Here is a 15731-nt window from a genome sequence, read left to right on the forward strand (position 1 = left end):
CTTATTCCGTGTGAGACTCATTCTCTATGATAGGGATGATTCACAGTCACCGACCAAGCGCGATAAAGCGACTCAGCGACAAGAATCCGTACCAGTGGATGCGGAAAAGTCAAAGCTGACAATGACCACTTCTGATTTGCGCGCGCCAGACATTGTTCCGATAAACCTTCGGGCCCACCGACTAACAACACCACATTAGGATAATGCTGTTGCCAATGCTCAATTTGTTGCGCCAGCTGCGAGGTTGAAAAAGATTTTCCTTTAACATCCAGAGCAATCACCCAGTCGCCGGATTGAATTTGCTCCAACAGCGACCGGCCTTCTTTTTCAGTAATCCGTGCAATGTCCGCGTTCTTGCCACGCTTTTCAGCCGGTACTTCGACCAGCTCAAGTTTAAAGTCATTGGGAAATCGTTTAGCGTATTCCTGAAAACCCAGCTCAACCCAAGCCGGCATTTTCTGGCCAACGGTTAATAGACGAACCTGCATTCTATAAAGAGTTCTTGCTTAGTGCTGTGCGCTGACTTCTTTCCAGTTGGGATCCCACAACTTTTCCAACTGATAAAAATCGCGAGTTTGCGGCATCATGATATGCGCCACAACATCACCTAAATCGACTAGCACCCACTCAGCCACATCATCGCCTTCAACCCCTAACGGTTGAACGCCTTCATCTTTAACACTTGATACGAGATTATGGGCTACCGATTTGACGTGGCGGCTGGAAGTACCGCTCGCTATGATCATGTAATCGGTCACTGAACTAAGACCTTTTACATTTAATACTTTGATATCTTTGGCTTTACTGCCTTCTAACTGGTCAATAACCAGATCTTTCAATTGCTCCGCTTCCATTAATTACCTTTGGGTGAATGTGCTTGATAGCCATAGAGGCCATGCTGTTGAATATAGTCTAGTATAACATCAGGCAGTAAAAAACGCGGTGAAAATCCGTTTTTTATTTGCTCGCGAATGTAGGTTGAGGAAATGTCCAACTGTGGCATTTCGCAAAAACCAATCCTGCCGCATGAATGATGCGCCAAATCTTCTGGCTTACTGACCTTGTGCGCCTGATACAGTTCAGCAACAGGGCCCTGTTGTGGCAGTTCGCTACTGGGACGTCCCACCACTAAAATATTGCTTAAATCGAGTAACTCTTGCCAATGATACCAACTGTCTAGTTTGGCAAATGCATCGGTTCCCATCAGAAAAATCAATGGGTTATCACCAATTTCCAAGCGTAGATTACGCAAGGTTACCACGCTATAACTAGGGTCATTTCGTTCCAATTCTCGGCTATCAAGCGTTAACTGAGGCGCAGTCTTGAGCACCAGATTAAGCATCTCAATCCGTTGCGCAGTAGTCGCGCCAGGAGTTGGCCGATGCGGAGGATAAGCCGCTGGCATTAAAGAAACCTGCGCTTCGGGAAAGCGATTGAGCATTTCCTGCGCCATACGCAGATGGCCTAAATGAACCGGATCAAAGGTACCGCCTAGAATGATATGCACCATACCGCAACTGGTACTCATAACTAATTCATTCCTAACGACTTTTTCAAGTCGGACAGGCCCTGCTCGGCAGATACTTTGGTAGTTGCCACTTTAGGCTTCGCTGACTTACCACTTCCTCGCAATGGGTTGCGATTGGTCATCAGACAAACCACATGTGCCAGCTCCTGCCACACATCCGCATCCGCTTGCCCTTTTGCTGATTTATCAAGATAAGTAAGGCGTTGCACCAGCGCATACCATTTCTTGACGCTGCCTTTGCTCATGGCCACTTGCAGTATTTTCTGTCTTTTCGGCCAGACTCGCTGACTTTGCATAATATTAGCCAAGGTTTCGCCCTGCGCCATTTTTTCAGCCCAGTCCGCCAGTAACTGGCATTCACGCAACAGCTGATTGATCGGCACCAGAGGATAAACACCTTCGGCCTGCAAGGTCGCCAACATGCGTAACGCACGATCGGTTTGCCCGCTAAGACAGGCATCCGATAGTTCATACACCGAGTAGCGCGCATTGTCGCCAACGTATTCTTTGATGTTGTCAGAGCTGACTGGCTGACCATCGGACAACAAGGACAGCATCTGCAAATCCTGTTGCGCCGCCAAAAGGTTACCTTCGCAGCGCTCAATGAGGGTCGCCAGTGCATCAGGCTCTAAAGCAACACCAAGCTGGCGTGCCCGAGTCGATAACCAGCCACCTAATCGCTCAGCTGGCACCGGCCAGGCTTCCACCACCAAGCCTTTCTGCTCGACGGTTTTATACCAGGCCAGACGTTTTTCAGAGGAAAGTTTCGGCGCAGTGATCAGCAACACATCCTGCGGCTCACTGTTAATAAAAGATTGAATAAATTCGCCATGCGCTTTTTTGATGCTTTTATCAAAGCGCCATTCAAGCAAGCGGCTCTCGGCGAATAAAGACAGGGTACCAGCCTGGTCAGTCAGCGGACTGCTGGTTCCGGCTTCTTCAATAATTTGTCGTTCGAGCAGACCCTGTTGTTTGCAGTAAGCGCGAATGGCATCAACCGCCTCCATCTTCTGTAAAGGCTCATCCCCAGCAACCAGATAAACCGGATACAGTGTGTTAAGGTTTTTCTCCAGCTGTTCGGGATAAATTTTCACGCTTTATGGGATCTCCTAGTGACTAACCGTACCTGCGATCTGCAATAACAAACGACCAATCACTTCTTCGTGCATATCGGCAATCAATCGCTGCTGTTCACGTTCCTGCCCAGACTCAAGGTTACGCTCATAAGCAAATTCGCGGCGACTGGTCATGCGTTGTGTTGCTGGCTCCTGTTCCGTTACCATTTCAGGTGTCAGCATTTGATATTCGAGTGTAAAAATCATTTCAAGCTCAGCGGCACGACCTAAACTATCGCGCGCCACCGTACGGCGCTCAATACCATAATTCACAATCGCTAACTGCAGCTGAGACAATTCAGGTTCATCAGTCAGTTGCGCCCCTTGATAGGCTAAACGCTGTTGCAAACGACGTTCGAAATCGGCATTCATGTCTTTACTGATCAACCAGACTTTAGTGCTGGATAGGTCAGCGCCTTGCCCACGCAATTGGAAACCGCAGGCACTCAAACCAATGATTACCATTGTTAACATTAACAAAAGACTCAATCGTTTCATCAGTATCTTCCTTTGGTTTCCTTTAGCATCGCTTCTCTACTAGTTTGCGATCCGACTAGTTTGCAACAATATTCACTAGTTTACCCGGTACGACAATCACTTTGCGAACCGTGCTATCGCCAATAAATTTCTGTACATGTTCATCGGCCATTGCTAGTTTTTCAATTTCATCTTTGCTGGCATCAGCGGCCACGGTAATCTTGGCACGAACCTTACCGTTAACCTGCACAATGATCAGTTTCTCGTCCTGCACCATCGCAGACTTATCCGCTGTTGGCCATTCGGCATCCACCACATCACCGCGCTCTTCGTTAACCAATCCGCCTAACGACTGCCACAACACTGTACAGATATGTGGCACGATTGGTGCCAACATGGCAACCGCCGCATCAAGTGCTTCCTGTACTACCGCACGGTCCTGCTCGCTCGACTCTTCGGCTTTGCTGACGTGATTTAATAATTCCATCACCGCAGCAATCGCGGTATTGAAAGTATAACGACGTGCATAGTCATCAGTTACTTTGGCAATGGTTTCGTGGGTTTTGCAACGTAGCGCTTTTTGCTCATTGTTCAAACTCGCCACATCAAGCTTGGCCACCTGGCCTTTTTGCTGATGGCTTTGCACCAGTTTCCATAAACGGCGCAAGAAACGCAACGAGCCTTCAACCGCAGAGTCCTGCCACTCCAACGCCTGATCCGGTGGTGAAGCAAACATGGTATACAAGCGCATAGTATCAGCGCCATATTCATCGACCATCGACTGCGGGTCGATACCGTTATTTTTCGACTTGGACATTTTAGTCATGCCGGCATGAATCACCTCACGACCTTCGCTGTCCACAGCCTTAATAATTCGTCCTTTATCATCACGCTCGACCACTTCAACTTCAAGCGGCGACACCCAATGACGGGCACCTTTTTCATCGGTGTAATAGAAAGCATCCGCCAGCACCATGCCCTGACACAACAATTGCTTGGCTGGTTCATCAGAATTAACCAAACCCGCATCACGCAATAATTTGTGGAAGAAACGGAAATACATAAGATGCATGGTGGCGTGTTCGATACCGCCAATATATTGATCCACTGGCAACCAGTAATTGGCCTGCTCAGGATTTAACATTCCTTCATCATAACCGGTACTGGTGTAACGTGCGTAGTACCAGCTTGATTCCATGAAAGTATCGAAGGTGTCGGTCTCACGAACGCCTTCAACGCCATCAACTATCGCCTTCTTCCACTCTTCGTCCGTATTCAATGGGCTGGTCACGCCATCCATCACCACATCTTCAGGCAAGCGAACTGGAAGTTGATCTTCTGGTGCTGGAACCACTGAACCATCGGGCATATTGATCATCGGGATTGGAGCGCCCCAATAACGCTGACGGGAAACACCCCAGTCGCGAAGACGGTAATTAACGGTCTTCTTACCTTTACCTTCAGACTCTAATTTTGCAGTAATGGCAGCAAATGCTTTTTTGAAATCCAGGCCATCAAACTCACCCGAATTAAACAGAACACCTTTCTGAGTATGCGCCTGTTCGCTGATATCCAGTTCAGAACCATCAGCAGGTTTGACGACAGGTGCAATATCAATGCCGTATTTAGTCGCGAATTCATAATCGCGCTGGTCATGTCCCGGAACCGCCATCACAGCGCCCGTGCCATAATCCATCAATACGAAATTCGCTACCCACACCGGCACTTTTTTGCCGCTTAATGGGTGAATCGCATAAATTCCGGTTGGCATACCTTTCTTTTCCATGGTCGCCATATCTGCTTCGGATAACTTGCTGTGTCGACATTCGTCAACAAATTCTGCCAACTCAGGATTGTTCTTGGCTGCTTTAGTCGCTAACGGATGCGCTGCGGCCACTGCCAGATAAGTTACACCATATAAAGTGTCCGGACGTGTGGTGTAAACGTGCAATGGTTCAACACCATCACCGTTTCCATTGTCCACTGAAAACTCAACTTCGACACCTTCCGAGCGGCCAATCCAGTTGCGCTGCATGGTCTTAACCATCTCAGGCCAGCCATCCAACTTATCCAGATCATTCAACAGCTCTTCTGCATAGGCCGTGATTTTAATAAACCACTGCGGAATCTCTTTCTGTTCAACTGGGGTATCACAGCGCCAGCAAGCACCATCGACCACCTGCTCGTTGGCCAGAACTGTCTGATCATTCGGGCACCAGTTGACCGATGAGGTCTTCTTATAAACCAGCCCTTTCTCATACAACTTAGTAAAGAACCACTGCTCCCAACGATAATACTCCGGCTTACAAGTCGCCAGCTCGCGATCCCAGTCGTAAGCAAAGCCCAGCATTTTCAGCTGACCTTTCATATATTCGATGTTCTCATAGGTCCAGGGTGCAGGCGAAGCTTTGTTCTTAACCGCCGCATTCTCCGCAGGCAAACCAAACGCATCCCAACCAATCGGCTGCAACACATTTTTGCCCTGCATCCGCTGGAAACGCGAAATCACATCACCAATGGTGTAATTGCGCACGTGGCCCATATGCAAACGGCCACTCGGATAGGGAAACATGCTCAGGCAGTAATACTTCTCACGGGATGCATCTTCCACCGCTTTAAAAGTCTTATTTTGCTGCCACTTTTGCTGGATTTTTCCTTCAATTTCAGAAGGTTGATAATGTTCTGGTAGAGATTGTTCTGATAGTTGCATTGCTTGCAGATTCTTGAATTAATGATTCGTTACAGGCCCATCGCTACGGCCCACCGACACAAGCCTCTAAGGATACCTGAGTGACCCAATCGCAACAAGCGCAAATCCCCGTAAAATGAAGGTTTTAGGAGGGTTTGAGGGGGCATGGAAAAGAAGCCGATGTGTGTCGGCTTCTGATTAAGGACCCAATGACTAAACTTTTCGGCATCCAGCTTTTCTAATAAAGTCTGCAAACTCTAAGTTTGTGATCGCTCAAAACTTGATTCTACAAACGACGGAATTGAATTAACTTTAACCAAGCCTGAATGGGGTCACCCATTAATTACCTTCTAGTCATTCTTCACTGGCATATTTCTTGCGGCCTTAGGCTAGACTTTTCTGGCGAAGTTCCTTGCTTATAATTTTCTATAGTTTTTCTATAAAAATACTCTTCCTTAGTTTGACAATAAAAAAACTTATAATGATGACCAATATTATCAAATGCCTCTTTCACGCCATTATTAGCTGCATAATAAAAGTATTTTATTGCATCATCCTCTTCTGTTAGTTGCATTTTTCTTGTATTACTTACTAATATTTCTGCACCATAATTATTGCTTACTACTGGATCGCCATTTTTAGCAGCAACCTTCATCCAATACAGCATTGAGTCTCTTTCATTTTTATGACGGAAATACTTAACCAGGTATTTTTGTGCATCAAGGTAATCTGCATGTGCCAATTCAAAAATATAAGACAGACCTTTTATATCCTTCTCCTTAAGCAGAAATAATGCGAGTTCGAATTTTGCATCCATATTCCCATTTCTTGCAGCCAGTTTTAATAATTCTTTCTCACTGTTTTCCGAACTCAACCTTTTCTCTTTATTAAGTTTTAATAATAAATTACTGGCTCCTTTATATCCTGCCTTAGCTGCAGAAAACAAATCATTCTGTATTTGTTGCTTTACCTTACCTCCAGACGCACCTCTTTCAGCTTCTATAAAAGCCAAAATATATTTTGCAAATAACTGATTATTTGTGTTTTTTGACTTTAAGATCTCTTCTGCTAAGAATTTGGCTTTATCGAAGTTAATTTCGGTAAAACTCCCCAAAAGGTAGCTCTCTGCCAAGTCTATTTTGGCTGAAATGCTGCCTAGCTGAGCTGACTTTGATAGAAACTTTACTGCTTTAGCTTCATCATAATAAGGCCCATCTTTTTGCGCATAAACACCACCAAGATAGTCAAGTGCATATTCATTATCTGCACAGACCTCTAACTCTGAAAGATCTTCCATGGTAAGCTCTTTGACAAAAGAAGCTTCGAATCTTTCTATTATCTTATTACAATCTTTAGCATCTATACTAAAACTACACATGAGTAATGATGTACTTATTATAAAGCTTTTCAATATTGTCATTTTCCAGCCCTCTCAGTATGTGTTGCTCCAGACTCGTCTAATAAGTATCGGTAAACCGCCTCTGGAAACATTGCCATTCTTTCTAAAATACCTATAGGTTTAAATCCAGCATTGAAAGAAACATTTGTGTTTACATTTGTTTGGTTCATTTTACCTAATATTTCTACTGAAAGCTCTGCACCCAGCCTTCCACTCTCGGATGCATACCCCCAGAGGGAACCTTTTTTACTGCCAAACATTGGGCCTGTAGCTATATCACCATTAACAAGATTCATGCTTGTCCGAGAGCCCCAGGCCGCCCCGATATCGATTATGATGCTTGGATCAGACATTACCCACTCCTCAGCCCATATATCGTATTCCATACCCAAAGACTCATATTCTGCAGCAATTACTCTAGCGTCATATTTTGAAGATGAACTTATCTTTAGTTCGGTGTATGTTACCTCAGTTTCTGCATAAGCTTGTTCCAGCTTTTTGCGCTCTCTAACTGGGCCTGCTTCATCATTAAATAATCTACTAAATGCACCAGTTATTGCACCATTTGAGAACTTGCCCCCACCTAACTTAGATGAAGTTCCTCCTACTACGGCAGCAGCAATCGTTCTACCACCGATTGTTTCAAAACTACCGATCTGCTTTGAAAAGCCTTTAGTGAAACCTGCAGATGCAAAACCGTGCCCAAATTTCCCTCCTTGCAGTTCACTCATAACTCCACCAACCGCACCATGGGCGATGACACTTTCGGGGGATAATGTTTGATGTCCGAATGCCTGACCCACACCATAAAAAGCCGCACCACTAAAAGCTCCAAAAACGGCTCCATCTACTACATTACCTCCATTTGCTGCAGCACCAGCTGCACCAGAGACAGCACCAGCTCCCATTGCACCCCAGACAGACTGAGAACAAGGACCACAGTATATTGTCAAAATAACACCTACAATTACTGCCACAAATGGCCGTATCTCATCCCAGAGCTTCTTAAAGAAATACCCTGTCGGATCCGTATAACTGAGCGGATTATTCTTTACATAGCTATAGCGGTTTAGACTTTGCGTATCAGATGGTGACTGAATATGCGGGTCTGCCTGGATAAATCGGCCCAGCTTTGGATCGTAGACACGACCATTCATGTGAATCAAGCCGACTTCATCCATCTGCTCATGGCCGGTGAAACCGCGACTGGTTAACGCGTTACTGGCGGGACTTAAATAGATTTCAGGCGAGTTGAGATAGGTCTTCCAGTCAATAGCGCTGCGCTGTTCGCCAAAGGCATTAAAGCTGAATTGCTGTTTAACGTCGCCAGCAAAGTCGGTTATGACATCGGTTGAGCCCAAATGATCGGTATGTAGATAATGAATCCTCTTGGAACCATTCGTGCGCTCTTCTAGTAATACCCCACCCAGGTTTCTACGATAAATTGTATAGCTTTTATTACTCTTCTTAATGACTTCTACGTTACCGGCATAGTGAGTGGTTGTAATAACACCTTCATTATCATTATCAACACGTTTATAACGGCTCCGGCTAGGCGCATATTCAAATTCCGTTGTGTGCGCTCCCTTGGTGACTTTTGTCAGCTTATCAAAAGTACTATAGACCATGGTTCGGCCATCGCCACTTAGCATATTGCCGTTTGAGTCGTAACAGTAGGATTTACCTCCCGCATTGGTTACTGCATGAGGGCCAGCAGTAACACCATTACAGGTTCCTCCATAAGTATAACTTCCTACGCCTGACTTACTCAGGATATTTCCGCCTGCGTCATAACTTAAGGTCATGCTTTCATTAGGATGGCTTGCGGATAATAAGCGATTCAAACTATCGTAGGTAAAGTCCTCAGCAATTAGCTCATTAGTCACTGAGTCCAGTTCTTCTCTACGCGTTAAGTTGCCTAGATAGTCCCAATAATACTCAAGTTGTTGGACTCGTATTGAACCCTTGGTACTGAGTATCGTTTTAATTCGGCCAGTAGCGGGATAATGAGTGCGAGTGGTTACAACTCCATTACCATAGATTTCAGAAGTCACATTGCCGCGCGCATCCATTGAAACCACCTTTCTAAGATGGTTATTTTCTGCAGGAACAACACGCGCATCATAGGTAGCTTTTAAATAGCCATACTGGTTATAGACATTACGAACGCCAGCATTGGCAAACTCTGAACTTGCGGCATCAAAGGCCTGGAATACTCGTCCATATTTGTCATATACCGTAGAAGCGATATAGAGCTGGCCATCAATATAGGTTTGGGTATCGGTCACTCGCCCGATATCGTCATAGCCGGGGATCATTTGATAACCAGTCTTGAGATCCTTTTCCTCTATCAGCTGACCAATACCATAAGAGCTTGTAGACGTACTATTGTTGTATGTCCAGCGCTGGTCACCTGTGATAGTACCACTGGCATTTCTATCAATTCGCTTGATAGCTCTACCCATGGTGTCCCTGAAAGTCTCTATCGTTTGACCTTTTGCATCAGTCTGCAATACCAACTCGCCAAGAGCGTTATAAGCATAAGTCCAGGACTTACCATTTGCTCCGCCTTTGTCCGCATCCCACATGCTGACTTTTCTACCCATACTGTCATAAGTCATAGCTGACTGGGTTTGGCCATTAAACTTTAAAGTTTTAAGCTCACCTGTTGCAGTATATTCATAGGTAATACTATTACCCTGGGTATCATCTACTCTCGTAACTTTTCCGCTAGCATCAAAGTACTCTTTTTTCGTTTGCTGTAGTGGGTTAGTTGTTATTGTCTGATTCAAATAATAATTAAGATAAGTTTGACCACCATCAGGATTGTTAATAACCTCAGGGCGTCCCAATACATCATAGGATGTTGTTGTACTATATAAGCCACCAGGTGATGAGTTATAGGAGGATTGAATTTCTGGCTCAGTAGCTCTAATAGGCAGTCCTCTGACATTATATTCAGTTTCGCTGACTACATAGTTGCCATCAAAATGGATGCCCGCTTTTTGAACCTCTCTCCCTAACGCATCATAATAAACGTATGACTTTCCACCAGTCGCATTAACTGTTTTCACCCCATAAACTGCTACTGATGGACAGTTACTGGCACACAAGAACTTAGTTTCCTGGCTCCAGGAACCATCCGGAGAGAAGGTAAAATAATGATGACCAAATGCTCCGTAACCTTTGTGGGTTACCGCTCCATTAATACCTTTTATTTGAGTCGGCTGACCTAACTCGTTTCTGGCTAATATTTCAGATGTTGTTTGTCCAAACGCGTTAGTTGTTTTGACAGGGTAGCGCCCAGCTGTGTCGTAGACGGTTTTTGTCCAACGATTAACGTGGTATGGATTACTATCATCTGCCTGTCCAGATGTTTCACAACTCGAAACATGTATTGAGCAGGTTCTTTTCAAGGTAATATTACCGAATGAATCATAACGATAGACTGTCGTTAGGTTCTTGTTTGGATCAGACGAGCCCGGCTCAATAATTTCTTTTAATAAAAAGCCAGTTGCAGGGTCATATTCAAATGCAGAGGTTCGAACAACATCTGGTTGCCCCTGACGAGAATGAGTAACGGTTGCCTGCGTTAAACGACCTAACTGCCATTTAGTAATATTATCGTTGTAGGTATTGACTGTTACGGTTTTTGTAATACCTGATATAGTACTTAAGTCTGGTATACCCGATATATGATTGTACTGCCTTGTGGCTGACTGAACATTTGTGATTTTAGTTACATTTCCAAAATTATCGTAAATGCTTTCAGTTAATGTTTCTGAAACAAATGAAGATCCCCCACCTGTATTAAGACTCCACCTAGCTTCAGCAGACCTTAATAGATATGGGAACCGTATTCTATTGCCATTTGCAAGTGTTATTAATTTCTTCTGCCAGTAATTTATTGCCTCACTCAACACGGTACCATTGTATGTAGTCACCGTTTTTTCTGGACTGCCAATAAACGGATAGTCTTGTCGGTAAGTCGTTTTCGTTTTAATTTGAGTCTGAAGATCTGTTGTTTCCAGCCATTCAAAACCTAAGAAACCACGTCCTTTAGCCTGCATTCTGGCTTTACCGTACTTATATGAAACACCAGCCGTTGCAGACGGATTTTGCTTGGTTGGTGATGAGCTGGTGGCCTGTGATACTACATACATAGGTCCATTCATATCGAAAACTGGAGAACATGCATCTCTCTTTACTTGAGTTCCGCCACCACAATTATCGCTCGCCCCCCAATTTAGAGCAGCAGAACCAGTAGCGTTGGTATAAAGATTAGAATAAGGAAGAGGCCTGTATATAACATTCGTTACATTACCCATTCCATTCTCAAACTTTTTAATGATATAACGGTGCGTATTATTAGGATGATTTGGTTTATCAACTCTTATTGAGTCTTGACTTCCTTCCATCTCAAACCGAATATGCTCTTGAATACCATCACCATTCACATCTGAAAAAGTCGAAACGACGTTACCTGATCCCAGATGAAGGTTTGTATTAGTCGGTGTTCCATAGAATCCCGATTCTGTGCCCGGAAGAATATGAAGTTTTGAATCTTTATTAAAAGCAATATCAAGTCGACCATCATGGTTATAATCGGTGAAACTTGGATATGCAGTTGTTCCTAAACCAATAATTTTCTTTGCAGCTAAAAGCTTCTTGCCTGTACTCAATCGGAAATACCAGTAATTATCACTGCTTTTTTTGTAAAGGTAATCTGCTAGTCCATCACCATTGATATCCACAAACTGGTCAATGCGATTTCCATCATCATCCTTCTTAACGCCTGAAGGTAAGGCATAAAGCTTCTTGAAGACTCCATTGCCTTCTGATGTAAAGGCGTATTCAATATTACTGATAAACTCAGTACAGGTAAGCGGCTCCGCTGGATTACACGTATAGCGCTTTACAATATGACGACTTGCTACTAAATCAACTCTTCCATCTCCGTTAAAATCACTGACCTTGTGTTTCTTCATTATGAAGTTTTCTTCATATTCAGGATATGTTCCCGGTAATGGATCTAGTCCTGAAAAAACTATCTGTCTGCTATCAGTCCATTTGTAAGGTGCTGTGCTATTTCCAGTCCTTTGCATACTAATGACACTCCAGTTATTAGTATAGGCTTGGTTGTTAATTAATATATCAGGCAGTCCATCTCCATTATAATCTTGTGGTCGTGCAACATCATGTGAAGTAGATGTTATGCCGCTTACAATTGATGCGGTACTAAAGCAACCATTAGATTGACCAGGAAAAACCTTAATTGCGTAAGAATTAGTGGTTACATAATCCGTAGTAAATAAATCGGATAGGCCATCGCCATTAAAATCGATCAAGCCCCACGTAAAATCATCCGCCTTGGGCTTTTGTTCCCCGATGTTTACCGTACAGCTCTGTTCAACGTAGCTTCCCCCTGTTACGTCAGAGTTTGTCCCTTTTGATTTAGCCACATAGAATGAAATTTGTTCATTGCTTTTCTTTGCTAAAATTAAATCCTGATTTCCATCTCCATTAACGTCACCAAACTGGAAGTTTCCGTCATAAACTTTTCCGCCAATTGCTACAAACATATATTTTTGACCAAAAGCTGTTGAGTTTGTAGCTTGGTCATAGCCAGTCGCGCTGTCCTGCCATTCAAAGGTTGTTGGTTGTCTAGATACCCAGTTACCTGTATCAGATTTAGCTGATTCTGTAACGCTTAAGAGTCTTAGAGGATAGTCATCGGTAATATATGTATGTTGGGGATCGCCAAATACGCCATCATCAATTTCATCGTAAATGGTTACTTCTTTGGTCTTGTAACCGAAGTCATATTTTCTGACCTCATTGACTCCATCTCTTACAATGATTTGGGTTAGCTTCTTTGAGTTTCGCTGGTAACCACCAACTCCCATTCCACCCTGAATAAAGTTGCGCCCATAAACAAACTCAATTTCATTATTTGGAGAGTAAGATATTTTCTTTAATTTCTGCTCACCAAAATTTTCCTGTTCATCGTACTCGTAGTTTATTTCGTTTGATGTAGCTAGATATGGATTATCAATATATTGGCTCTGAGACCAGACCAAAACTGTATCAAGAACTGTCGTATTAACTGATGTGCCGTCGACGGTATTCACACTGTTTGCTCTTAATTGTGAGTCTGCCGTATTTCCATAGTAACTAAGAGAGCCATCTTTTCTATAGACTTCAAAATAGGATGGGCCATTTCCAGCGGTACCCTTTGCTATTACTTTTGTCTGACTTGCAAGTTCTGTCCGATATGTTGAGCCATTTTTCCCATATTCCCCAGACTCAAGAATCAGTCGCTGCCCATCCAAGCAGAATCTATCGCTGTATGACAGTGATACACCTTTTTCATTTCCATCTAATTCATCAGTTTGTCGGCAACGAGTAATTGCTGAGCCGACTGATAAATTCCAGCCTAGACCAAGAATACCTGGGCCACCTTGAGAAGAGTAAGCGATTGAAACCTGAGGTTTTACTCCAGCACGGCCAGCTGGAATGTAGATCGGGATATTGTAAGTCGCCTGGCCAGACTCATTGACTCTGAACTCTCCAGCAATTGCGCCAACTTCATCTGAGCTTGAGTTTTGTGCTGGAACTCCACCATATTGCGATAAGGTATAACGAGCTGGACCAGATGCAGGTTGCGAGTTACCAAAAGCTTGCAGCACATAAACTTCAGAGCTGTATCCGCTGTAGCTAGAACATGCAAAGTCATTACAAGCTCTCACACGGTAACGATACTTCCCATCAACTTTGTCATTAATAGTTAACTTTGTTGCATTTAAATTATTCGCAGCAACATCATATCCCGTATCGAAATTGTTATACTCAATTAGATCGTAGAAAGTTACTGTCCCAGTTGGCTTTGTCCAACTGACATCAAATGAGTCTTTTACTTCGCCCGCTGGGACACTAGGCGCATTAGGCTTAGCAGGCTTAAAACGAACTTTTACAAGGTTTATTGACGAGTAACCTGAACAGGCCCAGTCCTCATTGTTACAAGCTTTTACTCGGTATTCCCAGTTTGTATTATTAGCTTTACCTGTCACAGATATCGAAGTAGTTGTAACCTTAGTTGCACTTGCTCCACTAACGCTACCCACATCATCCCATGTTCCGCCTACCACTCTTTCTTGAACATAATAATAGCCCACAGTTCCACTCGGTTTTGTCCAGCTGACTGTGTAACTTCCTGTGGTATTGTTTATATTTCCAGGCTTAGCGGGAGTTGATGGTTTGAACCTGACTTTAACTATGTTATTTGAGCTATAACTTGAGCAAGCCCAGGAAAACTGATTACAGGCGCGTACTCGATATTCCCATTGGGTATTATTTGCTTTTCCACTAAAAGAACGGGACGTTGATGAAGTATTAATTGATGAAGAAGGCCAACTTTGCCCAGTTTTTCTCTCTTGCAATAGGTAATGAGTAACAGTTCCAGAGGGTTTACTCCAACTAATAGAATAGCTTCCAGTTGTTGAGTTTTTATCTGCGGGCTTAGCTGGTCTCGATGGCTTATATCGTACGTAATTAATATTGCTTGTTGAGCTGTATGAACTACAAGTCCTTAAGCCTGAGTTCAAATCATTATTACATCCCTTAACTCTATACTGATAATTACCATCCGGATTACCAGAAACAGAGTATGATGTTGATGTAGGAGGTACTTGAATATTTCTTACTACAGTGCCATTTCTATACTCTTGCAAATCATAGCCCCAAGCTTGATACCCACTTGTTTGCATGTCTGATGATGCCGCCCAGCTAACACTATATGTTCCCGATGTGCTGTTTACAGTGGATACTGAAGGTGTGCCTGGCTTGCTTGGAGTTGGAGTTGTTGGAGTAGGGTTATTGCAATAATGCTGAGTTGATATATCTCCGTCAGACTTTTTCCCTTGTTTCCCATTATCGCCTTTCTTTCCATTGTTAGATTTTTCTTTCGTACCGTCTTCAGCAGTTGGATCATCAACACTTAGAGGTTCATAACAAATTTCTGCATAAACCTTTTCAGATGTAAACGGAAGAGTAACCAATAGAGTATAAAAAATGCATACAAAAAGAAGACGGAAAGTTCCCATTGTTGTTCCCTCAGCAAAGTTAGATTTTTTTATTGTGTAGTTTTTGTACTTATAGAAACTACGAAGCGCCGGATTTTATTGAACAAATAACCAGCTGTCAAATCTCAGATGCATTGAAGATAATGCAAATATGACTTAAAGATACCTTCCTTTTCTTTTTTATCAATAAGTTATACTCAAACGTCGTTTAAAAAAATTGTTGGCTGGTAAAATGGCTCGTTGCGCCATTCACTTATATAAGCGGTAGTGTTCAGACAGCAATCTACTATTATCCGCGTTATCAGCATTTGATTTCTAAGGACAACGAATTAACCACAGCCAATTGTTTGTAGAGTAAGCATAACAACACCAATGGAATAGGGCATTTTTGGTAGCAGGCAAAGCAACATTTGCACCAGTTAAAAAGTATTCCAAAGGAGCA

General features: G+C 43.4%; 8 protein-coding genes. All 8 read right to left on the minus strand.

What is annotated here, in order from left to right; genetic code table 11:
- Positions 1-17: 17 nt before the first annotated feature.
- Entirely contained in the window at positions 18-488 is a 471-nt protein-coding gene (gene rlmH / locus ACN0VI_RS00420; RefSeq protein ID WP_417445381.1) for a 23S rRNA (pseudouridine(1915)-N(3))-methyltransferase RlmH, read from the minus strand.
- Positions 489-506: 18 nt separating this feature from the next.
- Positions 507-854, minus strand: a complete 348-nt coding sequence (gene rsfS / locus ACN0VI_RS00425) for a ribosome silencing factor (RefSeq protein ID WP_331892445.1) — start codon at positions 852-854, stop codon at positions 507-509.
- Positions 854-1528 carry a nicotinate-nucleotide adenylyltransferase gene (gene nadD, locus ACN0VI_RS00430; protein WP_417445382.1) on the minus strand — a complete coding sequence of 225 codons (675 nt, stop codon included), beginning with the start codon at positions 1526-1528 and terminating at the stop codon, positions 854-856. The genes rsfS and nadD overlap by 1 nt, the downstream gene beginning before the upstream one ends.
- 2 nt (positions 1529-1530) lie before the next feature.
- Positions 1531-2622, minus strand: a complete 1092-nt coding sequence (gene holA, locus ACN0VI_RS00435) for a DNA polymerase III subunit delta (RefSeq protein WP_417445383.1) — start codon at positions 2620-2622, stop codon at positions 1531-1533.
- Positions 2623-2637: 15 nt separating this feature from the next.
- Positions 2638-3141, minus strand: coding sequence for an LPS assembly lipoprotein LptE (lptE, locus tag ACN0VI_RS00440; RefSeq protein WP_331890779.1), 504 nt, complete (start codon positions 3139-3141; stop codon positions 2638-2640).
- Positions 3142-3196: 55 nt separating this feature from the next.
- Positions 3197-5830 (minus strand): leucine--tRNA ligase, encoded by a 2634-nt coding sequence (gene leuS, locus ACN0VI_RS00445; protein WP_417445384.1) that lies wholly within the window; start codon positions 5828-5830, stop codon positions 3197-3199.
- 340 nt (positions 5831-6170) lie between these two features.
- A complete protein-coding gene (locus ACN0VI_RS00450; RefSeq protein ID WP_417445385.1) occupies positions 6171-7229 on the minus strand; it encodes a hypothetical protein in 1059 nt (352 codons plus the stop codon).
- The gene (locus tag ACN0VI_RS00455; RefSeq protein ID WP_417445386.1) at positions 7226-15310 is read right to left on the minus strand and encodes an FG-GAP-like repeat-containing protein; all 8085 of its coding nucleotides are present in this window, start codon (positions 15308-15310) and stop codon (positions 7226-7228) included. Before ACN0VI_RS00455 ends, ACN0VI_RS00450 begins: the two co-directional genes overlap by 4 nt.
- Positions 15311-15731: the final 421 nt, after the last annotated feature.

Origin of the sequence: Kangiella sp. (assembly GCF_048265365.1) — a bacterium.
Classification (GTDB): domain Bacteria; phylum Pseudomonadota; class Gammaproteobacteria; order Enterobacterales; family Kangiellaceae; genus Kangiella.